This is a genomic window from Wenzhouxiangella sp. XN201, assembly GCF_011008905.1.
GTDB lineage: Bacteria > Pseudomonadota > Gammaproteobacteria > Xanthomonadales > Wenzhouxiangellaceae > Wenzhouxiangella.
The window spans coordinates 211371-233534 of record NZ_JAAIVI010000021.1; the positions used below are offsets into that span (position 1 = coordinate 211371).

At 58.1% G+C, this 22164-nt stretch carries 25 protein-coding genes; 21 read left to right on the forward strand and 4 right to left on the reverse strand.

The genetic code is table 11. From position 1 onward, the window contains the following. The first annotated feature begins 9 nt into the window (after positions 1-9). From G4Y73_RS12525 to G4Y73_RS12535, 3 genes are all read left to right on the forward strand, one after another. The gene (locus G4Y73_RS12525; RefSeq protein ID WP_164232056.1) at positions 10-936 is read left to right on the forward strand and encodes a hypothetical protein; all 927 of its coding nucleotides are present in this window, start codon (positions 10-12) and stop codon (positions 934-936) included. A 525-nt stretch (positions 937-1461) separates the two neighbouring features. Further along, positions 1462-1842 carry a hypothetical protein gene (locus G4Y73_RS12530; protein WP_164232058.1) on the forward strand — a complete coding sequence of 127 codons (381 nt, stop codon included), beginning with the start codon at positions 1462-1464 and terminating at the stop codon, positions 1840-1842. A gap of 133 nt (positions 1843-1975) precedes the next feature. Beyond that, positions 1976-2728: a hypothetical protein gene (locus tag G4Y73_RS12535; protein WP_164232060.1), complete on the forward strand. Its 753-nt coding sequence runs from the start codon at positions 1976-1978 to the stop codon at positions 2726-2728. A gap of 1217 nt (positions 2729-3945) precedes the next feature. Here the strand turns inward: G4Y73_RS12535 and G4Y73_RS12540 are convergent. Beyond that, the gene (locus G4Y73_RS12540) at positions 3946-4911 is read right to left on the reverse strand and encodes a transposase (protein ID WP_164232062.1); all 966 of its coding nucleotides are present in this window, start codon (positions 4909-4911) and stop codon (positions 3946-3948) included. Between the two features lie 409 nt (positions 4912-5320). Here G4Y73_RS12540 and G4Y73_RS12545 point away from each other — a divergent pair, with 409 nt between their 5' ends. From G4Y73_RS12545 to G4Y73_RS12570, 6 genes are all read left to right on the forward strand, one after another. Continuing rightward, a complete protein-coding gene (locus G4Y73_RS12545; RefSeq protein ID WP_164232064.1) occupies positions 5321-5812 on the forward strand; it encodes a hypothetical protein in 492 nt (163 codons plus the stop codon). Between the two features lie 239 nt (positions 5813-6051). Then, the gene (locus G4Y73_RS12550; protein ID WP_164232066.1) at positions 6052-6387 is read left to right on the forward strand and encodes a hypothetical protein; all 336 of its coding nucleotides are present in this window, start codon (positions 6052-6054) and stop codon (positions 6385-6387) included. 233 nt (positions 6388-6620) lie between these two features. Further along, positions 6621-7268, forward strand: a complete 648-nt coding sequence (locus G4Y73_RS12555; RefSeq protein WP_164232067.1) for an HAD family hydrolase — start codon at positions 6621-6623, stop codon at positions 7266-7268. A 147-nt stretch (positions 7269-7415) separates the two neighbouring features. Further along, entirely contained in the window at positions 7416-7880 is a 465-nt protein-coding gene (locus G4Y73_RS12560; protein WP_164232069.1) for a hypothetical protein, read from the forward strand. Positions 7881-8000: 120 nt separating this feature from the next. Next, positions 8001-8363: a hypothetical protein gene (locus G4Y73_RS12565; protein ID WP_164232071.1), complete on the forward strand. Its 363-nt coding sequence runs from the start codon at positions 8001-8003 to the stop codon at positions 8361-8363. Positions 8364-8501: 138 nt separating this feature from the next. After that, entirely contained in the window at positions 8502-9035 is a 534-nt protein-coding gene (locus G4Y73_RS12570; protein ID WP_164232073.1) for a hypothetical protein, read from the forward strand. Between the two features lie 167 nt (positions 9036-9202). On the opposite strand, the gene G4Y73_RS12575 is transcribed toward G4Y73_RS12570, so the two are convergent. Then, positions 9203-10300, reverse strand: a complete 1098-nt coding sequence (locus tag G4Y73_RS12575) for a glycosyltransferase family 2 protein (RefSeq protein WP_164232075.1) — start codon at positions 10298-10300, stop codon at positions 9203-9205. Positions 10301-10394: 94 nt separating this feature from the next. On the opposite strand from G4Y73_RS12575, the gene G4Y73_RS12580 reads away from it, so the two are divergent. The 7 genes from G4Y73_RS12580 (at position 10395) to G4Y73_RS12610 (ending at position 16693) form a co-directional block, all read left to right on the forward strand. After that, the gene (locus G4Y73_RS12580; protein ID WP_164232078.1) at positions 10395-11126 is read left to right on the forward strand and encodes a hypothetical protein; all 732 of its coding nucleotides are present in this window, start codon (positions 10395-10397) and stop codon (positions 11124-11126) included. A gap of 26 nt (positions 11127-11152) precedes the next feature. Further along, complete coding sequence (locus tag G4Y73_RS12585) at positions 11153-12466, forward strand: collagen-like protein (protein ID WP_205596636.1); 1314 nt, start codon at positions 11153-11155, stop codon at positions 12464-12466. Between the two features lie 108 nt (positions 12467-12574). Continuing rightward, positions 12575-14956, forward strand: coding sequence for a M28 family peptidase (locus tag G4Y73_RS12590; RefSeq protein ID WP_164232080.1), 2382 nt, complete (start codon positions 12575-12577; stop codon positions 14954-14956). 59 nt (positions 14957-15015) lie between these two features. Then, positions 15016-15213, forward strand: a complete 198-nt coding sequence (locus tag G4Y73_RS12595) for a type II toxin-antitoxin system HicA family toxin (RefSeq protein WP_164232082.1) — start codon at positions 15016-15018, stop codon at positions 15211-15213. After that, positions 15210-15455, forward strand: a complete 246-nt coding sequence (locus G4Y73_RS12600) for a hypothetical protein (protein WP_164232084.1) — start codon at positions 15210-15212, stop codon at positions 15453-15455. The genes G4Y73_RS12595 and G4Y73_RS12600 overlap by 4 nt, the downstream gene beginning before the upstream one ends. Further along, positions 15442-15735 (forward strand): HigA family addiction module antitoxin, encoded by a 294-nt coding sequence (locus tag G4Y73_RS12605; protein ID WP_164232087.1) that lies wholly within the window; start codon positions 15442-15444, stop codon positions 15733-15735. The genes G4Y73_RS12600 and G4Y73_RS12605 overlap by 14 nt, the downstream gene beginning before the upstream one ends. A gap of 40 nt (positions 15736-15775) precedes the next feature. Then, entirely contained in the window at positions 15776-16693 is a 918-nt protein-coding gene (locus G4Y73_RS12610; protein ID WP_164232089.1) for an alpha/beta hydrolase, read from the forward strand. An 18-nt stretch (positions 16694-16711) separates the two neighbouring features. Here the strand turns inward: G4Y73_RS12610 and G4Y73_RS12615 are convergent, their stop codons facing one another. Beyond that, a complete protein-coding gene (locus G4Y73_RS12615) occupies positions 16712-17599 on the reverse strand; it encodes a LysR family transcriptional regulator (RefSeq protein WP_164232091.1) in 888 nt (295 codons plus the stop codon). 122 nt (positions 17600-17721) lie between these two features. Between G4Y73_RS12615 and G4Y73_RS12620 the strand changes: the two genes are divergently transcribed. Together G4Y73_RS12620 and G4Y73_RS12625 are read left to right on the forward strand one after the other, a co-directional pair. Further along, complete coding sequence (locus G4Y73_RS12620) at positions 17722-18171, forward strand: DoxX family protein (protein ID WP_164232093.1); 450 nt, start codon at positions 17722-17724, stop codon at positions 18169-18171. Between the two features lie 60 nt (positions 18172-18231). Continuing rightward, positions 18232-19014, forward strand: a complete 783-nt coding sequence (locus tag G4Y73_RS12625; RefSeq protein WP_164232095.1) for a class III extradiol ring-cleavage dioxygenase — start codon at positions 18232-18234, stop codon at positions 19012-19014. On the opposite strand, the gene G4Y73_RS12630 is transcribed toward G4Y73_RS12625, so the two are convergent. Continuing rightward, positions 19003-19656, reverse strand: a complete 654-nt coding sequence (locus G4Y73_RS12630) for a hypothetical protein (RefSeq protein ID WP_164232097.1) — start codon at positions 19654-19656, stop codon at positions 19003-19005. The genes G4Y73_RS12625 and G4Y73_RS12630 overlap by 12 nt on opposite strands. Positions 19657-19860: 204 nt before the next feature. Between G4Y73_RS12630 and G4Y73_RS12635 the strand changes: the two genes are divergently transcribed. Genes G4Y73_RS12635 through G4Y73_RS12645 form a run of 3 tightly spaced genes read left to right on the forward strand, consistent with a single transcriptional unit; the run spans position 19861 to position 22124 of the window. Further along, positions 19861-20415, forward strand: a complete 555-nt coding sequence (locus tag G4Y73_RS12635) for a gamma-glutamylcyclotransferase (RefSeq protein ID WP_164232099.1) — start codon at positions 19861-19863, stop codon at positions 20413-20415. 45 nt (positions 20416-20460) lie between these two features. Further along, entirely contained in the window at positions 20461-21234 is a 774-nt protein-coding gene (gene djlA / locus G4Y73_RS12640; protein ID WP_164232101.1) for a co-chaperone DjlA, read from the forward strand. A gap of 56 nt (positions 21235-21290) precedes the next feature. Then, positions 21291-22124, forward strand: coding sequence for an alpha/beta hydrolase (locus G4Y73_RS12645; RefSeq protein ID WP_240451342.1), 834 nt, complete (start codon positions 21291-21293; stop codon positions 22122-22124). The last annotated feature ends 40 nt before the right edge of the window (positions 22125-22164 follow it).

The following is a 22164-nucleotide window of genomic DNA, read 5'->3' on the forward strand; positions in this document are numbered from 1 at the left end:
TAGCGCTCCATGTTGAACTTGTATCTTGACCAAAACGTTCTGGGTCTTCTTGCGGAGGGGAGGATAATCCTGAAGCCCAAAGTGGACGTGAGATGGGTGTTCTCGAACGAACACCTTACGGAAGTTGCAAGAGGTGATACCAAAGAAATTCTGGATGTGCTGCGTACTCTGAAAGCGCAAAGATTGCTGCTTAAACGAGATGAGGAGGGCAGGATCACAGAGCAGTGGTTCATCGAAGAATATGCTGATCCTGGGAAATTATATTCAGAGTTTCGACAGAATCCTCCGGCTGTTGATCCTGCCATGTTTGAAGGACTTATAGCAAAGATATTTGGGTCTCAAGATCCGAATGTCGCGGAAGCATTCCCCGGTGATATGGCGAAGCAAGTTCGCGAGCATCTAAAGGAAATTCCGCGGTTGGAAGATATTTTTGGTTCCAGCTTGGAGGACCTAATCAGGGACGCTGGCGAAGACGCCCTTGAGAAGCTTGCAGGGACGCAGCCGTTGGAGAATAGGCGAAAGCCGCTTGGATTTGACCGCGGCCAAGCTTCAAATTTCGCAGATGCGAGCAATCCCTTACAAGCACTGTGGGAGCATGCAAACAAGTATTCTCCGTCGCCTATTTCTGCAGATCAGTTCTTTGGCTTCGACCCGCCCGACAAGAGACTTTTCGGCTATGAGAAATGGCCAGTCTTCCTGGGCATTTCTACGTGCTACTCCATACTGAACGCAATCGGATTTAGGCCCGATGCAGGCCTTGCGCGTACCAATAGAGTCCCAGCGAATATGAGTGATGCACATCATGTCGCTTATGCTGCGTTTTGCGATGCGCTATTTAGCGAGGACTCTCGAATGTGCGAGAAGGCCTTGGCCATATACAGGTACCGGCAAATCGGAACTGGAGTAGTAGATGTTAGCAAGCGTGTGGATGGCTAACACATCGCTGCAGGTGACGTTTGACCCGTCGGCTACTTTTGCTGCCGCAGAAGCAGGCGACGCCTTAAACGCATCTGAGCTCAGACGTTAGGTTTGAAATGGCCCGCGCATACTATCTCATCGGCCTGTTCTTGCTTTTATGTGGCGGCTTGATTTATGTCTGCTTCCGGCCGGATTCACTTTTGCTTTTTTCGTGGGCTGAGCAACGTGGGCTTATGCCAAGCATCAATGAACTTCGGAGAGCGTCTTCGCCTCTTGGGCCATATTTAGATAACTGGGTTGTATACTCTCTCCCAAACGGGCTTTGGGTTATGGCATTCGCATCGTTCGCCCTTGGGATAACCGGGGATACTGGGCGGGATGCTAGGCTCGCGCTTGTGTGGACGAGTGCTCTCTGTTTCGTTGGCATTGGTTCAGAGGCACTACAGTATATAGAAAGATTGCCAGGGACATTCGATTGGAAGGACACTGTTGCTTATGTGCTTCCGTTGATTGCGCTCATCACATATCTTCGGGGAGTAAGCTATGCGAAAAAGTTGGATTTCCGACCACATTGCACTATTCGCGCTTTTCATGTTCTTTCTACTTCTGGCCGCAGGGAGCAGTGATGAGCCCGAGCAGCGCAATGGTCAAGACGACGTTGTTTCTGATGCATTCAGAGTGTGTGCTGCATTTGAGGAAACGGGCGTCGTCTCCGATTGCAATGTCAGCGGATGGGGTCATAGTATTGAGGTAACAATTGATACTAGCGGATCTGAAGCTATCAAAATGTGCCGCGAGTCTGCCAACATGATTACTGGAATGACAGATAGCTTTACCAAAGCGCGTGCAGAAGGATTTCCATGGGAGCTTAAGATCTTTTCGCCATTCAGCGGAGACAGGCCGCTGGCTTCATGCCAGATCTAGCAGTTGACAATTAAACCTAACAAACCGCTCAAGTTCGTTCCGGGCCTAGCGGCTCTTCACCGGACGCACTTACACGCACCGCTTAGCTAAATCGTTAAGTGGCAAGGAAATAAGCGACATCGTAGGGTAGTTAATGTCTGAAAGAATGACGAAAAAGCTAGAGGGCGATGGCCCTGTTGAAAAGCAGATTATCCTTCTGAAATTGACTGAATCCTTAGAGCAGGCACCTGACTTTGGTGAAAAGCCAATAATGAATCCCGGTTCACCGCAACGGCAATGGTTGTCTCGTGTTGGCGCACTTTTCTCCAGGCTGGGACTTGATAGACAAGTACAGTATAGAGCGGCTTACCAAACACTGCTTCAGTATTGGAAACCCGCAATCGTTCAGATTCAGGGGCAAGTTCTTGATGCTATCGAAGAGCTTAAGCTTGAGCTTGAATTAGATGGCAGAAGTGAAATCGGAAATGCGTACGAGCCTGGAGATTTCTATAGTTTTTTTGCTGACTTAAAGTCCATCGTAAGTGATGCTAAGAATGATCTGTTGATAATCGATCCATATTTTAACGGCGAAGCATTTGATGCCTACATTTCAGAGGCCGGTGCATCGATTAATGTTCGTATCCTGGCAGACCGTTATTCGAAAGATCTAAAAGTTTATATCAATAAGCACATGGCTCAATACGGAAGTTCAATTAAAGTTAAAAGAAGCAAAGAGCTTCATGACAGAATTGTCTTCATAGATGGCGACGTATCCTGGATTATGGGCGGGTCAATCAAGGATGCGGGAAAAAAGGCTACATACTTAATTCCGTTAGCTACTCCGATAACGGAGGCTAAGTATGCTATTTACAGTGAGATATGGGAAAGGGCCACCGAAGTTGAGTAAGCGCTTAACGAGTAGATCCACTTGAGAGAATACTCGCTGCGCTCGCATTTTCTCGGTGTACTAAGCGTTGGGCAAAACATTAAGGATGAGAAATTATGAGTATGACTGACGACCAGAGAAGCAAATTTTCTCAGTGGACCAAAGACAACGGAATCTCATCTAATTGCCCAGCATGCAATAGTGAAGAGTTAGGGATCTTTGGCCTTGTTACATTACCGACTTACGACGTATACACCAAGACTACAGATATCACAAATACGGTCCCAATGGTTCAGGTTAGCTGTGGGGACTGCGGTCACACCATGCTGTTTTCTGCAGTTAAGTGTGGGCTTATAGTCAGCGAGTAATTATGGCTACATTCAGCCTATTGGCGCTAGCTAACAGCAGCTCCAACTCGTAAGCGCCGAAACCAGGACACCCGAAACCAGGACGGCCGAAACCAGGAGAAACCAGAGAAACCAGGACACCCACGATCCCCCCGGCTGAATCAGCCTCTCCGTGGTTTGCGGGACATCGGAATCTGCTGAGATTGAGCACGAGGTGGAAGGGGCCCTGGGGTGTCAGCGCTGTACCGGCCATCTGGAGCCCATTTTGAGCACGGGCTGGAGTCCGGTCCACGTCATTCAACCGAGGAGAAACCAGGACACCCACGATCTTCCCGGCTGAATCAGCCTCTCCGTGGTTTGCGGGGCATCGGAATCTGCTGAAAATGAGCACGAGGTGGACGGGATCCTGGCGCGTTGAGCGCAGTACCGGCCATCTGGAGCCCATTTTGAGCACGGGCTGGCGTCCGGTCCATGTCGTTCAACCGGAAATTCAGATCAGGATGGGATTACCAAGGTATTGACTGTTCTCGTAGCTTTTTGAGGGCGAATTCCCCGGACACGCCCTTCATCCAACGCTGGCCCAGATCGGCGGCCTTAAGCATCAGCGCCTCGGCGGAACCGATTGCCCGGTAGTAGCGGCTCTCGGTGCCTTGAACTCGCCGTATCCATTCTCGGGGATGGTTTGCCGCCAGAGAAACCAGGACACCCACGATCTTGCCGGCTGAATCAGCCTCTCCGTGGTTTGCGGGTCATCGGAATCTGCTGAGAATGAGCACGAGGTGGACGGGACCCTGGGGTGTCGAGCGCTGTGCCGGCCATCTGGAGCCGATTTTGAGCACGGGCTGGCGTCCGGTCCACGTCGTTCAACCGGAAGTTCAGGTGAGGATGGGGCTACCAAGGTATAGGCTGTTCTCGTAGCTTCTTGAGGGCGAATTCCCCGGACACGCCCTTCATCCAACGCTGGCCAAGATCGGCGGCCTTAAGCATCAGCGCCTCGGCGGAACCGATTGCCCGGTAGTAGCGGCTCTCGGTGCCTTGAACTCGCCGTATCCATTCTCGGGGATGGTTCGCGACATTCCAAAGACCTTCAGGTGGCGCTTCTCCTGTGGCGGATAGCTTGCCGCGTTTCTCAGGATGTGCCTGGAGTCCTGTCCAGTGCACGAGCTCTATGTAGCTGGATTCGGTCAGATCAGAGAGAGCGTCGGCATCCAGTCCGGCGACCGGTTTGAGCGCCTGGTCCTCAGAACTAAGGCCCAGCGCCTTGCCGATTGCGGATCGAGTCGACTTGATTCGGTATCGCACGGAGGTATGCGCGGAGTCGCGAAGCGCCTCACACATGCCGGCCCGAACCGGATTGAGATCCACGTAAGCCATGCAAGACAGAACAGCCTGTTCGTCCAGCAATGCCTGGCACTTGAAACGACCTTCCCAGAACCGGCCCGTGCACCCGTCCTCGCGATTGGCCATCCGGGCGATTGGCTCATTGAGTGCCCGCATGAACCAGCTGATCGATCCCAGCCGCTGGCGAATCACGTCAAGGCGCTCGGTATTGCTGAGGAGGGCGAGGGTCGCCCGCTCGACGCAGCCGGGATCGTCGCGGTTGCTGATCGATCCTGGAAAAATGGCCAGCCAGCGTTCTGCGACTTCCCGATCCGACCATTCCCAGGCATATCGCGGGTCGCTGCGGAGAACGATATGGAAATGATTCGACATGACGGCGTATGCATACACTGAAACGGCGAAACTGTCGGCCAGCTGGAAGATTCTTTCCTCGATCCACTGACGCCGATGCTCGAAGTCTTTTCCGGATGCAACATCGAAACCACACAGAAACGCGCGACGGACGCAACGGCTCACGCAATGGAAAAAGCCTGGCTCGTCATCGCTGACTAATTGACTTCGTGGATAGGTCATGTGACTACCCTGGCACGAGGCTGGGAGCTAGCCAATCCCGAGACTGCCGCGTCGGACTGTAGGAAATTTCCCATAGATCATGGGTGTCCCGGATTCATCTCCCGGATTCATCTCCGGATTCATCCCGGATTCATCGGATTCACTTGCCGGATTCACAATCCCTCCCGTATTCACCCCGGATTCCCCGGATTCCTCTCGGATTCCTGGAGGGGGTAACGGGACAATTAAATGAGGTCCCGCACGGGCGCCGATTTGCCCCCGCGGCGAGTTTTGGGCAGACTTCGTGTGCCGATAAGTGAGGAGACCCGGATGAAGAGCATTTTTGTTGCGTTGGCCGTGATTCCCCTTTTTCATGGTGCAAGCAGACGTCGATTGTCAGTCTTTGTTCGAAAAGCATCTCGAATCCGATATGGAGCTTTCCTATCAGGAGTTCGATCAAACCATGGATAGCGGCTTCCGTGTTCTGGGAGCGAAAGGATGCAACGAAGAGGCTGCGGACCTCATTGAGGAGTATATTCGGGTCAATTCAGCAGAGCAGCGGTCACTTCGGTGGCATATTGCCCAGCTTCGCGCCATGCACGGTGCGAACGCGGAAGCAGTCCGATACGCCAAATCCTCGCTTCTCGAGCAGGAGGATTTTTCAGAGCGTGCTTTGCGATGGAATGATTATGTTCTGGCAACCATCGCTTTTCTTGAGGGAGATCGGGAAGGCTTGGTTCGACATCGAGACAAGGTCGCCGAGGGCGTCGGTGAACATCCTGGTAACGAACTGAATTTGAAGCTGCTGGATGCCTTGATCGAGAACTTTGACACTGACTACGCGACAGCCTTGGAAACGTTGTAAGGGCGTGGTCCACCGGACGCGGCTAACGCACGCCGCTTAGCTCCATAGTTAGGGTTAAGCCAAACGTTTTGCAAAAGGAGATTGACATGCACAGATATTTCATGCTTGTGCATTTCCTCCTTTTCTCGGTAGGTGCCGGACCAGGCGGCCTGCTCGGTCCCGGTATGGGAAACCAGGATCCTTATTATTATCAGTTCTCATGAATCACCCAAACAATACTTGCTGTGGCGAATTTTTGAATGATTAACACCAACAAGCGACCGTTTCTCCTAGCCTCGTTATTTGCTGGGGTCATTCTTTTTTTAGGTGGCTGCAATAACTTCGAAGGGGCTGGTATGGATGAGGAAGTGCAATCAGCTGAGAGCCTAGAAAGTCTTGAGGCAGAGGTCTTTGAATTGTATTCCTTGGCACCGTGTACGGACTCTCATGGGTATTGTAGCTTCCCGTTTTTAGTTGAACAGGTTGACGCTCTGACTGCGGGGTACTGTCTTGAGGGTGATTCTCAAGAAGCCCTTCGCATCTATACCTTGTTCAAACACTTTGAGGATCCGTCACCGCGACCACCGGAATGCTGATAACAAAAAAGCGGAGCAACCAGGAAACACATTATTTGAAGGGCTCGTTTGATCTGGCTATTGCCCTCAATAGATGAATTTTCCGCTCGAAGAACCAGGGCACAAAGCATTATCATTTCGTCTCACCTAACAAAGCCTTCAACCGGACGCGGGGCTACTTGCGGGCCAGCAAAGCCGAGCTGGTTCCTGGGCCGCGCTGGTTAAGGCAAACTTTATTCGCGCGGGAACGGAAGATGCACGTCGTATGCTTTGATATTGACGGGACGCTGGTTGCCTCTGCAGGTTTCGACGGCGAACTGTACGCGGAAGCGATTCGGGACGTGCTTGGCGTGGAGATCGATACAGACTGGTCTCAATACGAGAACGTTACGGATAGTGGCATTCTGGAAGAGATTCTCGAGAAGCACTCGTCTCCCGATCAGCGAGGGCGTATGGCACAACAGGTTCACACCAGTTTTGTCGGACTCACCAAGCGCTACGTGGCGGAGAACCCTAGTCTCATACGAGAGATCCCGGGTGCACTGGCGTTGGTGGGGGAGCTGCGGAAGTCACCCGAAGTGCGCGTCTGTGTAGCGACGGGCGGCTGGGCGGAGACGGCAGCGCTCAAGCTCCGCGCTATCGGTCTCGAACCAAACGACCTTGCCATGGCAACTGGCTCCGACGCATTGAGACGCACCGACATTATGCGGCTGGCTGAGTCGAGAGCGACGCAGGGAGTGGTAGCGAAGAGACGGACATACTTCGGCGACGGTGTGTGGGACCAGAGAGCGGCGAGTCAACTCGGCTATGATTTTGTGGCGGTTGGGGGTGGTGTGAACCATCATTTGGCCTTTCCGGACTTACAGGATCTCGAGTCGATCCTCTCGCAGTTGGGCGTATAGAAAATGCTCAAGCGGACTTGGATATATGTCGTTGCCACGAACGGCGTGGCAGGAAGGTCAGCTTGTTCCTGGAACTTTGCCGAACCTCGAGGATCGGATCCTGGTGCGACAGGGCTTAATTATCCAAGTTCAATGGGAGAGTCTTCCATGAAAGTATCACGCTACACTTTTGTCCTCTTCACCACCGTGCTTGCGACAGCAAGCGCAGCTGCCTGCGACTTGAATACGGGCGAAAGAAGCCAGCACGTCTTTCTCTCATGGAACGGACAGACACTTCAGAATTGGATTGCGCCTGCCGGCGACATCCACCAGGTCGCTCTCCCCAACGGCTTCCATCTGGGGGTTGAGCTAGATGAGCCGCCACCGGACAAATATATTGAGTTGGCTGAACAATTCCAGCACGTTCCGGAAATCGTCGAGATAAACCTATTTGAGCTGTCCGAGGATGAGCCCGAGCTTCTTTCCCGGACCTATGGGGGAACAAACTCTATCCAAGGATTCGGGGCCCGTGGAGGAGCGAACAGGGTAGAGCAACTTGGCGACCCCGGGATTAAGCTCACCCTGCTCAAGCCAGTTTGTATAGAGCCGTCCACCGTGCCAGTTGCTCGATGAAGACTGACTAGCTGCTACAAGTACTCGCCAGCCTTTATCGGGGTAATCCGCGTTGTGCTTACGTGTGCTGCTTGGAAGTCCATTTCTAGATTTGACCAGCGGTAAAGGAGATTATCAGTCATGAGAAAAGTCCTTGTGGTAATTGCGCTTTGCTTTCCACCCCTGATTGCCGCCGGGGACTCGGATCAATTCCTGGTGAAAATGAAGGTTTTGGAAAATGGTGCCGAGCTGGCCACGCCAGAAATGATCGTTGAGAAAGGATCGGAAGCATCCATGAATATTTCTGGTGAACAGGCGCTAGTAGCCGTTGGCTTGATCGTGAACGGTCACAATGAGAATGAGGCCCATGTTGTGGCCGAGATTGAAACATCGGCTGATCGAATGTCTCCCGAGTTGCTGGTGAAGAAGGGACAGTGGGCTTCAGTTTCAGTGGGAGAGCTCGAATTCCATATCCTGGTAGAAGATCACGCTGCTACTGAATAGAATCTTAGCCGGCACGGTAGCGAGGCAACAGATCGACCAGGCGGCCCGCATTGAGATTCGTCATTGGCGGTGGCTGCCGATTTGCCCCCGCGGCCGGTTTTGGGCAGACTTCGTGTCTTGGCAATAGAGGAGACCTGGATGAAGAGTATCTTGATTGTGCTGGCCGTGATTCCCTTTTCCATGGTGCAAGCAGACGTCGATTGTCAGTCTTTGTTCGAAAAGCATCTCGAATCCGATATGGAGCTTTCCTATCAGGAGTTCGATCAAACTATGGATAGCGGCTTCCGTGTTCTGGGAGCGAAAGGATGCAACGAAGAGGCTGCGGACCTCATTGAGGAGTATATTCGGGTCAATTCAGCAGAGCAGCGGTCACTTCGCTGGCATATTGCCCAGCTTCGCGCCATGCACGGTGCGAACGCGGAAGCAGTCCGATACGCCAAATCCTCGCTTCTCGACCAGGAAGATTTTTCAGAGCGAGCTTTGCGATGGAATGATTATGTTCTGGCAACCATCGCTTTTCTTGAGGGAGATCGGAAAGGCTTGGTTCGGCACCGAGACAAGGTTGCCGAGGGCGTCGGTGAACATCCCGGGAACGAACTGAATTTGAAGCTCCTGGATGCCTTAATCGAGAACTTCGGCGCTGACTACGCAACAGCCCTGGAAGCGTTATAACGACCGGGGCATTCCTTGACAAGAACGATTGAGCCGTTGGTCAGTAGGTCCGCTTTGATATTCCTCGGATAGTCGCCCACGCGGGTCAGGTAACAGAACGGGGTGTGTAGGTTCGGTGTCCTGAATCCCCCCTCGCTGGACGCAGGTCTGCCGTTGTTGTCAGCTATTCAGCCCCGGTTCGTATTCAGGAAAAGGTGTAAATTCCTTTCGACTCGGGTGCGCTGGTCGTCGGGAAGCGCACTGCTGCTCAGCAGCTCTCGGGTCAGTTGGATGGCGGTATCGGGTTTGCCCATCCAATAGCTGGCGATAGCGAGTTCGTCTTTTGCTCGCCAGCCGTATACGCCGGCGTCAAGAAACAGGGTGTCATCGGGTCTTGGAAGGCTGGTGGCCTTTTCGGCATACAAATAGGCGATCGCGTGCTCTTCGCGTTCGCGGTGAAGACGCGCTAGCTCGGTCAAGGGTTCAGCGCGTACTGGCCTTCGGTTCCAGGCGGTCAAATAGGCTCTGGCAACCTGCTCGTGCGGGGCTTGCGTGCGCTCGAGCAATCGTGCGACCTCGAACAAGGCGCAGTAGGTTTCTTCTTCCCAGCCACCCATCTCGGCGCGCTGGCGATATTGCTCAACGGCACGCTCGAGTTCGCCAGCATCGCGCAAGCTCTGCGCCAGGTAGAAGCGGTAGCGCGGATTGGATGGGTCGGACTCCAGGGCTGCTTCAAGTACGGCTGCGTCGTGCAAATACTTTTCCCGCTTTGATTGCTGGTTTCGTGCGCCGTCGAAGTGGCCAATCTGGCGCCAGCCTTCGAGCCTTGCCTGGCGGAACGGTTTCGTGCTGGCCAGGTATTCATGCAATACGCCTTCGAAGTGCCAGGGGTGGTCGGAGCGCAGCAGGCGCGGCAGGTAGAACTCGTTACTTGATCCGGCTGGCTGCTGCAGGATCTGCCAGGCGTCGACTGGCTCGTCCGGCGCCGGGAGCAAGTCGGCGTCAATGAACAATTGCTCGTCGGCGTCGATCAGCAGGAGCCAATCGTCCTTGCCGGCAGCAAGCTTCAGCGCCTCGCTGCGATTATGGCCAAAGTCTACCCAGGGGCGATGGTGTAGCTGGCCCGGCAAGGTTTCGAGTGACCTTTCGATGCGTGTCGCTGTGTCGTCCCGGGAGCCCGTATCGACAATCGACCAGCTTGAAATGACGGGGCGAACGGATTGCAGGCAGCGTTCTATGACAGCCGCCTCATCCCGTACGATCATGACCAGGCAAATGCGATTCATGGCCGCGTCACTGTAGCCGACTTGCGCTTGCCAGTTAACCCGGTATTCGGGTAGTCTTCGACGAGCAACTGCATTTCCCCGGGGGGCGTCCAACGTGAAAATGATCCTTTCCTTCCTGGCCGGAAGCCTGCTTCTGGCTTCCGGGGCGACTATTGCGGGCATTGATCTCGGCGCAGGGGGAACCATCAATCTCGGTCAAGGCCAGATCGACTTGGGCGGTGGCGACTTGCAGATTGACGGTAATCTTTCAGTGGCGGCAGGGCGCCTATTGGGCGTCGGAAATCTGACCGTGGCCGGCAGTCTGGATGGCGGATCGGGCGAGATTCAGGTCGGCGGGGATTGGACGAACAGCGGCCAGTTTCTTGCTGGCACAGGATCGGTCGCATTGAGCGGGGATATTGGCGGAGCAGCGTTGATCTCCGGCCAGTCGACATTCTCTACCCTCGAGATGATCAATTCAGGCGGCGCCGCCTATGTGTTCCAGAGTGGCCTGCAGCAACAGGTAACTGACTCGCTGACCATCCGGGGAAGCGCGGGCATGCCTGTGCAGATCGAGAGTGACACGCCACCGCAGCCTGCATTTCTATGGCTGGCCGAAGGCGGGACACAGGACATCACTCACGTGGGCGTATCCAATGTCCATGCTACCGGTCAGCCGTTGGCTCCCAACGAGACCAATCAGGGCGGCACTGGAAATGATCGGGGCTGGTTCGGTCAAGGTCTCGAAATGATCCCCATTCCGGCGTTGTCCATACCCGGCCTTGGCCTGCTGATTCTGACCCTGCTGGGTCTGGCTATCTTCCGCCTTTCAGGCCAGCGCGCCTGACGGTATCCAAGCATAAGGAACGATTCATGATGAGCAAGTACATCCGGCCCGCGCCCCTCGCTCTGGCAATTGCCAGTGCATTTGTCGCAGACAAGGTTCTCGCCCAGGAAGACCTGACCATTCAGGCCCCGCCGGGCGGGTCCGTCCAGATTCGTGACGCTGCCGGCAATGTGATTCATCTTCAGGTTGATGACAACGGTACGCTGATTCTGCCCGGCGTAAGTGGCCACGGCGAACAGGACACGGTGTTGTGCTTCGAGTCGACCAGCGGGGTCCTCGGACCCTGTTCGACGGATGCAATACAGGGGCCGACGGGTCCGACAGGTCCCCAGGGCGACACAGGACCGACCGGGCCCGCAGGGCCGCAGGGCGATACCGGGCCTGCAGGACCGCAGGGGCCGCAAGGTGATCCGGGGCCGACCGGCCCGCAAGGTGCGCAAGGTCTTCAAGGCGATCCCGGTCCTACCGGTCCGCAGGGCGTGCAGGGCCCGCAGGGCGACACGGGACCACAAGGTGCGCAAGGTCCACAAGGCGATCCCGGTCCTACCGGTCCGCAGGGCCCGCAAGGCCCGCAGGGCGACACGGGACCCGTCGGCCCACAAGGTGCCCAGGGCCCACAGGGCATTCAGGGTGATACCGGGCCCCAGGGCGTGCAAGGTCCACAAGGCGATACGGGTCCAACGGGTCCGCAGGGAATTCAGGGGCCGCAAGGCCCACAAGGCGTTACTGGCCCACAAGGGCCCACGGGCGACACCGGCCCGGCTGGTGACAGCTACACCATTGGCACGGGCCTGGAAGAAGATGCCGGGTTGCTGACCGTGCAGCGAACCGGGTGTTCCGCCGGCCAGGTGCTGGAGTACGACGGAAGTGCGTGGTCGTGCAATGACCCATCTGGAGGCACCGGCTTTGATGTACTCATCAACGGCACCGCAATCAGTGATCCGACCTTGGACCTGGCTTTCCTGGGCTCAACCGGTACCAGCCAGGGCTTTCTGACGACCCAGAACTTCCGGGTGACGTTAGAGGGTGGTGCGATCAAGAGTGGTTTCTTGATGTTCGATGCGGCTGGCTGTACCGGGAATATGGCGGTCGATATCGAGACCGACGCTTTTTCGTCCGGTGACGTCTTCGCATCCGGTGGAAATCTCTATTACGTTCCGGACAATCCGACCGAATATACCGATTTTCCCCAGCAGTCCTACCTGGACCCGGCTGATGGGCAATGCAAGGTCGACACAACGGCCTACGATGGTCTGCAGGCCATTTCCAACGATGCAGGTGTTACGGGATTCAGTTTCGCCGATCCCGACACGGCAGTGGTGACCTACCAGCGCAATTGAAACCACGGCCACGTCGTTCCTTATGCATGATCCGGCCGCCTGGACCGTTGCGCCGGTGACGTTGGCTGGATTGACTGGTATGGATTCTGGCCTCAGGTGTAGTCACCCGTGACTTCCGGGGAAGGAAGGCTCTCCACCGAGCAACATCCCGAGCGCATCGCCGAGCCACCGGGCCGTGCGATGGCTGTTGTCTTGCTACTGGTTCTGATTTCCGCGGCAATCTGGTGGGGTGGGTTGGCGCCCTCCATGCAGCCGCCGCCGGTGGTGGCGGAGAGTGCACCGGAATCGGAGTTTTCCGCCGAGCGAGCCCGGCACCATTTGCGCGAGATTACCCGGCAGCCCCGTCCGGTCGGGTCGGAAGCGCATGATCTGACCCGCGACTACCTGCTCAATCAACTTCGGGGGTTGGGGCTGGCGCCCGAAGTGCAGCGCGCGACCGGTATGCGTCGGTTTGGCTCCTCCGTTTGGTCTGCCGACGCGGTCAATATCATGGCGCGGATTGAAGTGAGTGGCGAGGGCCGGGCCGTGGTGTTGATGGCTCATTACGATTCCGTTCCGAATTCCCCGGGCGCCAACGATGCAGGCAATGGCGTCAGCGCTATCCTGGAAACCGCGCGGGCGTTGCTTTCCGGTCCGCCGCCGGAAAACGACGTGATCTTGTTGATCACCGATGCCGAGGAGGTTGGACTGCTCGGTGCCAAGGCGTTTGTCGACGAGCATCCCTGGGCAGCCGATATCGGCATCGTGCTCAACGTCGAAGGACGTGGCAAGGGCGGGCCGGTACACATGTTCCGCACTGCAGGGGGCAACGGCAACATGATCCGCATGCTCGGCCGGACAGTACCCCGGCCGTCGGCCGAGTCGCTGTCGAGCGCCGTGTTCGGTCTGATGCCCAACGACACCGATCTGACCGTGTTCGAACAGGCCGGCCATGCGGGCATGGACTTCGCCAATGTGCATGGGCTGACTCATTACCACTCGCCGATGGACAGCTACGAGCGCGCTGACCCGCGATCGCTGCAGCAGCACGGTGAGTACCTGCTCAATCTGGCGCGCGGCTTCGGTAACGAGGATCTTGCGTCGCTTGGGTCACCGGAGCGGGTGTATTTCACTGCGCCCGTGTTCGGTCTGATCCACTATCCAGCCGCCTGGGCCTTGCCGCTGGCCGTGCTGATGGCCCTGGCGGTTGTGGCGGCCGCCTGGCGGGCAAGGAAGCGCGCCGTTGCATCGCCGGGCCGTGTGGTGGTGGGCGCAGTGGCGTTGATCGCGATGATGGCGCTCTTGCCGGTTCTCAGCGCCTATAGCTGGGGCCTGATTCGCATGCAGGTGCCCGAGTACCCGTGGTTCGGCAATGGGGCGGTGTATCACAGCACCTGGTATCTGGCCGCCTTTTGCCTGCTGGCGGCGGCCGGCTTCGTGATGCTGGTGGCCGGCCTGCGTCGATGGTTGCGTGTGGGCGACCTGTTCCTGGGCGCGGCGCTGGTCTGGGCCGTGCTGGGACTGGTTGCTTCCTGGTGGTTGCCCGGTGCCTCTTACCTGTTGCTGTGGCCTTTGCTGTTTGCCCTGGCCGGTTTTGCATTTGCCGCACGGCGGTTCAGTCCTGCGGTGGGTGCCGGGGTCGTCACGTTGTGCGTACTGCCGGTCATTGTCTTCTACGCGCAAATGGTCGTCGAAATCGAAGTGGCGATGACCCTGGACATGATCGGCGCACCGATCGCCCTGCTTGTCATGGCATTGGGGCTGATGGTCGTGACCATTGAACATATCCGGAGTGCATTGCGATGGGCCTTGCCGACGGGCCTCGCACTGGCAGGTGTGGCGATTTTGGTCGCGGCACTCTGGCAGGCGGGATTCGACGACAATCGAAAGAAGCCCAACAGTGTGGAGTACATCGCCGACCTCAGCGCCGGGGAGGCGGCCTGGTACTCGATGGATCCCGAACCGGACGAATGGACCCGGCAGTACCTGGGCCCCGAGCCGGTACAGGACGGTTTGCCCGAATGGGCGCCAGCCTACCTGCGCGAGCCCGATCGGGCCTGGCACCGGCCGGCCGAGCTTGTGGATCTGGATGCGCCCGATGCCCGGCTGATCGGTGTCGAATCAAGCAGGGGCGAATCGGAATATCGAATCCATGTCACCGCGCCCACCGGTGCCTACGCCACGGTCATCGACTTCGCCCAGCTATCCGGGGTGCGGTCGCTGAGCATCAACGGCCGCGAAGTGCCGGGAACGGGTGAGGCCGAATCCGAACCGGTCGAGACGATCATCCATTACGGCATGGATGAAGCGGGAGTCGAACTGCAATTCACCGCCGAGGATTCAGATGAGCTGGAACTGGTGCTGAGAAGCAATATTCCGGGTCTGCCGACTCCAGAGTCAGGCAGCGTCCCCCAGCGCCCAGCCAGCATGATGGCGGCCGGGCCAAGCGCTGATCGCACGCGAATGCAGCGGACGGTGCGGCTGGATACTTCGCGCGGCCAAGCGCGGTGAGAAACTTTTGCCAGCTGATTGTTAGTATGCAATTGGAAGGTGAACGATAGGGTTATCGCGTGCCACCAAAAGTTCGAGAATTGGTAAAAAGGCTAGAAAAAGCCGGGTTTGCAGACCGTGGAGGCAAGGGAAGCCACCGGAATTTCATTCATCCGAATGTGTCGAAACCAGTGACGATTTCCGGCAAACTTGGGGATGATGCCAAGAAATACCAGATAAGGGCGGTAGAAAAGGCCGTCGAGGAAGCGATGAAATGAAAGAAAGCGCACTTTACGCAAAAATTGTGGAATGGTCTGAAGAGGATCAGTGCTTTGTCGGTAGCGCTCCTGGGCTCGTCTATGGAGGCTGCCATGGTTCAGACGAAAAGCAGGTTTTTGCTGAGCTGTGCGAGATCGTGAACGAAGCCATCGAGCTCTATCATCAGGATGGCAAGCCTCTTCCAGCCCCCACTGCTGGCCGTGATCTCGCCAACACACTGGTTACTGATGGTCATGCATAATCCGCCGCATTCCGGAGAATTCATCCGCGAGGTCTATCTGGAGCCCCACTCCATGACCGGGCGTCAGCTCGCTTCAAAGCTGGGTGTTTCACCTTCCACCCTCAATCGCATCTTGCAGGGCCGGAGTGGTATCAGTCCCGAGATGGCACTTCGTCTTTCCAAGGCGCTTGGGCGTTCACCCGAGAGTTGGCTGGCGATGCAAGATAGTTACGAGCTTTGGCATGCTCGGCAGTCTGTGGATCTTGGCGCCGTAGAGAAAATCGAGTTCCGAGCAGCCTGACAGGAGAGGGGTCAGCCAATCGATATGCGAGGTGGTGGCAATGTCTGACTCAAGAAGTAAAGCCGTTCGTAAACGGGCGTTAGGTGTTTTCCAGCTTTTTGCCGGCCTGGTTCTCCTGGCCGGGGCCGCGCAGGCCGGCTCGGACTGGCCCCGGGTTGTGTATTCGGAAGATGGCACTCCGATTTCCTATGAAGTGCACGGTTCTGGTGAGCCCACGCTGGTGTTCGTGCATGGCTGGAGTTGTGATCTCCGTTACTGGCGGGCGCAGGTTCGCCATTTTTCCAGGAATCACAAGGTGGTGACGGTCGATCTGGCCGGTCATGGTCATTCGGGCTTGCAGCGCGAGTCCTATTCCATGTCCGCCTTCGGCGAAGATGTGCGGGCAGTCATCGAGGCCGTCGGCAGTGACGATGTCGTGTTAATCGGGCACTCCATGGGCGGGCCAGTGGTGGCAGAAACGGCCCAGCTGTTGCCGGATCGGGTCAGGGGATTGATCGGCGTTGACACCTTCCAGAACCTTGAGGAGGAGGTCACGCAGGAAGGAATGGATGAATGGCTTGCACCGTTCAAGAGCGATTTCCGCGAACGCGCCAGTCAGTTTGTCGCCAGTATGTTCGTGCCTGAAACCGATGAGAGCCTTCGCGATTGGGTGATTGCCGACATGTCTGCAGCGCCCCCGGACGTGGCGATGAGCGCCATGGAGCACTTGTTGAAGGACACGATGACTGGAGAGGCGAGGCAGGTATTTGATGGCCTCGAGATCCCGGTCGTGACCATCAACGCGGACCTGTGGCCGACCAATGTCGAGGCCAATCGGCGGCATATGCACTCCTTCGATGCCGTCCTGATGCAAGGCACCGACCATTTCCTGCACATGGCCCGGCCCGAGGCCTTCAATACCCAACTGGCCGAAGTGATTGCTCAATTGACCAACAGCGACAGCCCTCGAAACGACTGACGCTGCCGATTTGATCGTTTAGTTCGGGGTTAGCGCTTCGGCCAGGTAATCGATCATCAAGCGCAGCTTCGGGGTTACGTGGCGGCGTGAGGGGTAAAGAGCGTGGATGCCCAGTTCACCGGCGTGGTAGTCGGGCAGTAGTTCGACCAGGAGGCCGGCTTCGAGATCGGCGCCCACCAGGAAACTCGGTTGCAGGATGATGCAGCGATGTTGCAGGGCGCCTGTTCGGCAGGTGTCGCCGTTGTTGGAGTGCAGTACCGGGCGCAGGCGTACGCTGACCTCGCCTTCCGGACCCGTGAAGCGCCACTCGTCGCCGAGGGCAAAGTAGCTGTAAGACCACACGGCGTGATCGGCCAGTTCGCGCGGGTGTTGGGGTGTTCCATTGTTCGCCAGGTATTCGGGCGAGGTGCACAGAACCATGCGTGTGGTCGACAGCTCTCTTGCGATCAGCGTCGAATCGGGGAGCCGGCCGATGCGGATGGCCAGGTCGTAGCCTTCCTCGACCAGGTCGACGCTGCGGTCCGACAGCGTGATGTCGAGCTTCAGTCGCGGGTGTCGTTCGAGAAAATCACCCCAGAGGCCGGCCAGGTGCTGCACCCCGAAACTGACCGGCGCGTTGATGCGCAGACGGCCGATGGCCTCGGCGCTGCGCTCGGTGATCTCGGCCTCGGCATCCGACAGTTCCTCGAGAAGCTGGCGGGCGCGTTCGAGAAAGACTTCCCCATCCTCGGTCAGCGACAGCCTTCGCGTGGTGCGGTTGAGCAGGCGCACGCCCAGGCGCGACTCCAGCGCGGCCAGCTGGCGGGAAACGGCCGCCGACGACAGGTTCAGGGCCTCGGCTGCACCGACGAAGCTGCCGGCATCGACCACGGCGCTGAACACCTGCATTTCCTGGAAACGATCCATTATTGCATTTTACGCAATAACTAATCTCATACAAAGCTGTTTATTCCTTCAAATGAAAGGCATAGGATGGTTTCCATCGCGGGCCCACCGGGCCCCGAAGCCCATTACCGAAGGAGTAGATCATGAACAACACGACATTCAACAAGCTGCTTGCCACGCACGCCGGCTGGGGTCCGCTGGCCCTGCGCCTGGCTGCCGGCATCATTTTCGTCGCCCACGGTTCCCAGAAACTGTTCGGCTGGTTCGGCGGTAACGGCCTCGAAGGCACGGCCGGCTGGATGGCCTCGATCGGGCTCGAGCCCGGCCTGGCGATGGCCGTGCTGGCCGGCAGTGCCGAGTTCTTCGGCGGTCTGGCGCTGATCATCGGCCTGTTGGTCCGACCGGCTGCCGTGGCGCTGGCCATCACCATGCTGGTGGCGATCTTTGCCGTGCACTGGTCCAACGGCCTGTTCATGGCCAACAACGGCTACGAGTTTGCGCTGTCGCTGTTCGCTATCAGCGTGGCTCTGGTTTTCACCGGTGCCGGCAAGGCCTCGCTCGACGACTACATCAGCGGGTCTAACGAGATCTGATCGCTTGTTGCAACAGCCCGGGCTGATCCTCGGCCCGGGATTCATAGCGGAGATCGCATCATGAAACGCCTGCCCAGCCTGTTCATTTCCCACGGTGCGCCGGATTTCGCGCTGCAACCGGGCGTGATCGGCGAAAAGCTGGGCTCGCTCGGCAGGCAGTTGTCGCCGATCGAGGCGGTGGTGGTCGTCTCGCCCCACTGGATGACCGACAGCATCCGTGTAACAGCCAGCCCTCAGCCGGCCACCATTCATGACTTTCGCGGATTCGACCCGGCGCTCAAGGAGGTGGAATACCCGGCGCCGGGCCATCCTGATCTGGCCGCGCGGATTGTCGAGCGCTTGCAAAAGGCCGGCTGGTCAGCGCGAACCGACCCGGAACGCGGACTCGACCACGGCGCCTGGGTGCCGCTCACGCATCTGTTGCCGGACGCTTCGGTACCGGTCGTGCAGGTTTCCCTGCCGGCTGAACTGGATGGCGAGTCGGCTTTTTCGCTCGGCCGCGCCTTGTCGCCGCTGGCCGATGAAGGCGTTCTGGTGATCGGCTCGGGCAGCCTGACCCATAACCTCTACGAGGTGTTCCGGGGCACCGAGGATACCGAGTATGCCGAAGCCTTCGCAGGCTGGATTCGCCAGGCGGTCGAGGCAGGCGACACCGAGCGCCTCAAGTCGGCACTCGAGCTTGCGCCGCATGCCCGCCGCGCCCATCCGACGCCAGAGCACTACTGGCCGCTGGTGGTGGCCGCCGGCGCCGGCAGCGCACCGCCGGCCACCGTATTGGAAGGCGGCATGACCTACGAGGTGCTCTGCATGGACGCCTTCGTGTTCGGCCCCTTAAGCCGGTGAGGTATCGGCGGCGGTCGGGAAACGCCGGTAAGCCCAGAGAATGCCGGCGGTGGCGACCAGCAGCGGCAGGATGACCGAAGCCTCCAGTGATAGCCCGAAAGGCAGGCCGATGCGTACGATCGCCATGAACGCGATGGTGAAGGCCAGGATCATCCGCACCAGGTGTCGCCTGATCCAGTAGTTGGGTTGCTCGGGACGAACAGCGAGCATGTGCAGATCCTGAACCACCAGGAAACCGAACATCGCCGCCAACACGAGGGGGCCGATGAAGACCTGCTCCTGCAGCAGGCTGAAACGCACAAACTGGAAGGTCACGAACAACATCAGGATTGAAACCAGAACGACCAGTGCGATCGAACAGGCCTTGAACCCCCGCATGTCCCGGTTGATCGAAAGCAGGGCGGCGGGCACCAGGTAGAACTCGGCCGTGGCCAGCACGATGGCCAGGGGCAGGAACTCATGGAACATCATGATCAACGTGGTCAATGCGACCGGCAGCATGAGCCCGGCAAAAACCCATCCGCCCCGTCGGTGGATACGGGACCCCTTGGTCGAGACCAGGGCAACCAGTCCGCCGGCTATGGCTGTAAATCCCAGGCCGACGTGCGCCCAGCCATTGAAGTGGTAGATCAGCTCGTTCATCGAATTTCTCCCGTCGATCGACGCATCTGGCGGTTGTTCGGCTGCAATCGTGCGCGACGGCATGCAACGAACACCGCTTACTGAATCAATCGTATTTGGTGCAGAAACACTGCCACGACTGACGGTCGTGCATGCGCCAGTGCCCGGGCCGTCGCGATCGCCGGTCGCTTGACTGGGCCATTGGTTGGCCTCAAGTTGAATCGAATGAATCCATCGTCGCATTCACCACAACAAGCGCGAGACGGCCACTGGGTCTTCGGCTATGGCTCGCTGATCTACAAGGTCGATTTCCCGTATCGACAGCGGGAAGTGGCCAGCATCGAGGGCTATGCGCGGCGGTTCTGGCAGGGTTCGCACGACCACCGCGGCACGCCCGATGCACCGGGGCGTGTTCTGACCCTGGTGCCCGAGCCCGACCATGTCTGTCTCGGAATGGCCTATCTCGTGGATGGCGAGGTGTTCGCGCACCTCGACCATCGCGAGAAGAACGGCTATGAACGCCGGCAGGTTTCCATTCGACTGCGCGAATCCGATCTTAGCGTCGCAGGAACGGTCTATTTCGCCGGTCAGGACAACCCCGCCTGGCTGGGGCCGGCCGATGCGAGCGAAATCGCCCGGCATATCGGGCGTTCGCGCGGCCCGAGTGGCAGCAATCGTGACTACCTGCTGAAACTGGCCCGGGCCCTGCGCGAACTGGGCGCGGAGGATTCTCACGTCTTCGAGCTGGAACAGTATCTCCTCCAATCTGCCGGACATTGACCGCGTCGACGTCGTGTCCCGGGCAACTCGCGTATCATTCGCCGCATGCTTTTATTCATTGTCTTTGGCGGCCTGATCGGGCTTTTCGCCGGTGGCCTGATCGGCCTGTTTCTGGGTGCTGCGCTGGGCTACGGCGTCGGCGTTTTCATGCTGGGCGTTCTTCTGTCGCGAGGGCTGGGCGCGATTCAGCAGCAGTTCCTCGACTCGACCTTTGCCGTGATGGGTGCGCTGTGCAAGGCCGACGGAAAAGTCACGCGTGACGAAATCCGCGTCGCCGAGCAGTACTTCGAGCGCTTCGGGCTTTCGCAGGAACAGCGCCGGGGTGCCCGGGACTCCTTCAACCGCGGCAAGTCCGAAGACTTCGACCTCGACGGCGAGGTGACCCGCCTGCGCGGTGTGACGCGCGGCAACCAGCCCCTGCTTCAGCTCTTCTTGCAGGTTCAGCTCTCGGCAATCGCGGCCGACGGTGTTCTCGACGACGCCGAGCGCGACATGCTGATGCGCGTGGCCCGTGGACTCGGCTTGTCGGAGGCCGATGTCGCGCGCCTGGAAGCGATGCTGAGAGGCGGCGGTGGTGCCGGCCAGACCAGCGGCGGCAGTCTCGACGATGCCTATGCCGTGCTGGGCGTCGAATCGTCCGCCAGCGACGCCGAGGTCAAGAAGGCCTACCGCCGCTTGATGAGCAAGTACCACCCCGACAAGCTCGCCAGCAATGGCATGCCCGAGAACATGCGCTCGGTCGCCAAGGAACGGGTGCGCGAGATCCGCAATGCCTATGATCGGATCAAGAAGCAGCGCAATCGAGAGCAGGCGGCGTAGCGACGCCAGCACTGCGTAAGCTCGGCCCGCCCGCGTACAATTGATCAGGGCTTCCCTTGCGAGAATCGGTCATCCTGCTCCGACTGCTCATCACGCTGCTCGTCGCCTATGGCCTGCTGGTGCTGCTGGTTTACTTCATGCAGCCCCGGCTGCTGTTCCTGCCGAACGTTGCGGGGCGTGAGCTGGCTGCCACGCCTGCGCAGATGGGCCTGTCCTACCGCGATGTGACGCTGTCGACCGAAGATGGTGAAAGCCTGCATGCCTGGTGGCTACCGCACGAGAAGCCGCGCGCCACGCTGCTGTTCTTTCATGGCAATGCCGGCAACATTTCGCACCGGCTCGATAGCCTCGCGATCTTTCATGAGCTGGCGGTGTCGGTACTGATCCTTGACTATCGCGGCTACGGCCAGTCCAGCGGCAAGCCGACCGAGGCGGGCCTGGATCATGACGCACAAGCCGCCTGGCAATGGCTGACGGAAACCGAGGGCGTTCAACCACAGAACATCATTCTGTTCGGACGATCGCTGGGTGGCGCGGTGGCAAGCCGGCTTGCCGGTCGGGTTGAAGCCGCCGGACTGATCATCGAGTCCGCGTTTACCTCGGTCCCGGACCTCGGTGCCGAACTGTACTGGTGGCTGCCGGTGCGCCTGCTCTCGCGCCTGCAGTTCAATACTGCCGAGAGCCTTCGCCGTACTGACCTGCCGGTACTGATTGTCCACAGCAAGGACGACGAGATCATCCCCTTCGAACACGGCAAACGCCTGCACGAAATCGCCGGCGAGCGCGGAAGCCTGCTGGAAATCCAGGGCGGTCACAACACCGGCTTCCTGGAATCGCGACAGCGTTACCGCGAAGGCCTGGATCGGTTCGTCACCAAAGTGGAAGATTGAATGACACGAGCAGGCCGAATTGCCTTTTGACCCCTGATCT

Excerpts from the sequence above, each read along its gene's own strand:
- G4Y73_RS12525 (WP_164232056.1), top strand. The coding sequence starts at position 10 with ATGTTGAACTTGTATCTTGACCAAAACGTTCTGGGTCTTCTTGCGGAG.
- G4Y73_RS12530 (WP_164232058.1), top strand. The coding sequence starts at position 1,462 with ATGCGAAAAAGTTGGATTTCCGACCACATTGCACTATTCGCGCTTTTC.
- G4Y73_RS12535 (WP_164232060.1), top strand. The coding sequence starts at position 1,976 with ATGTCTGAAAGAATGACGAAAAAGCTAGAGGGCGATGGCCCTGTTGAA.
- G4Y73_RS12545 (WP_164232064.1), top strand. The coding sequence starts at position 5,321 with ATGGTGCAAGCAGACGTCGATTGTCAGTCTTTGTTCGAAAAGCATCTC.
- G4Y73_RS12550 (WP_164232066.1), top strand. The coding sequence starts at position 6,052 with ATGATTAACACCAACAAGCGACCGTTTCTCCTAGCCTCGTTATTTGCT.
- G4Y73_RS12555 (WP_164232067.1), top strand. The coding sequence starts at position 6,621 with ATGCACGTCGTATGCTTTGATATTGACGGGACGCTGGTTGCCTCTGCA.
- G4Y73_RS12560 (WP_164232069.1), top strand. The coding sequence starts at position 7,416 with ATGAAAGTATCACGCTACACTTTTGTCCTCTTCACCACCGTGCTTGCG.
- G4Y73_RS12565 (WP_164232071.1), top strand. The coding sequence starts at position 8,001 with ATGAGAAAAGTCCTTGTGGTAATTGCGCTTTGCTTTCCACCCCTGATT.
- G4Y73_RS12570 (WP_164232073.1), top strand. The coding sequence starts at position 8,502 with ATGAAGAGTATCTTGATTGTGCTGGCCGTGATTCCCTTTTCCATGGTG.
- G4Y73_RS12575 (WP_164232075.1), bottom strand. The coding sequence starts at position 10,300 with ATGAATCGCATTTGCCTGGTCATGATCGTACGGGATGAGGCGGCTGTC.
- G4Y73_RS12585 (WP_205596636.1), top strand. The coding sequence starts at position 11,153 with ATGATGAGCAAGTACATCCGGCCCGCGCCCCTCGCTCTGGCAATTGCC.
- G4Y73_RS12600 (WP_164232084.1), top strand. The coding sequence starts at position 15,210 with ATGAAAGAAAGCGCACTTTACGCAAAAATTGTGGAATGGTCTGAAGAG.
- G4Y73_RS12605 (WP_164232087.1), top strand. The coding sequence starts at position 15,442 with ATGGTCATGCATAATCCGCCGCATTCCGGAGAATTCATCCGCGAGGTC.
- G4Y73_RS12610 (WP_164232089.1), top strand. The coding sequence starts at position 15,776 with ATGTCTGACTCAAGAAGTAAAGCCGTTCGTAAACGGGCGTTAGGTGTT.
- G4Y73_RS12615 (WP_164232091.1), bottom strand. The coding sequence starts at position 17,599 with ATGGATCGTTTCCAGGAAATGCAGGTGTTCAGCGCCGTGGTCGATGCC.
- G4Y73_RS12620 (WP_164232093.1), top strand. The coding sequence starts at position 17,722 with ATGAACAACACGACATTCAACAAGCTGCTTGCCACGCACGCCGGCTGG.
- G4Y73_RS12625 (WP_164232095.1), top strand. The coding sequence starts at position 18,232 with ATGAAACGCCTGCCCAGCCTGTTCATTTCCCACGGTGCGCCGGATTTC.
- G4Y73_RS12630 (WP_164232097.1), bottom strand. The coding sequence starts at position 19,656 with ATGAACGAGCTGATCTACCACTTCAATGGCTGGGCGCACGTCGGCCTG.
- G4Y73_RS12635 (WP_164232099.1), top strand. The coding sequence starts at position 19,861 with ATGAATCCATCGTCGCATTCACCACAACAAGCGCGAGACGGCCACTGG.
- djlA (WP_164232101.1), top strand. The coding sequence starts at position 20,461 with ATGCTTTTATTCATTGTCTTTGGCGGCCTGATCGGGCTTTTCGCCGGT.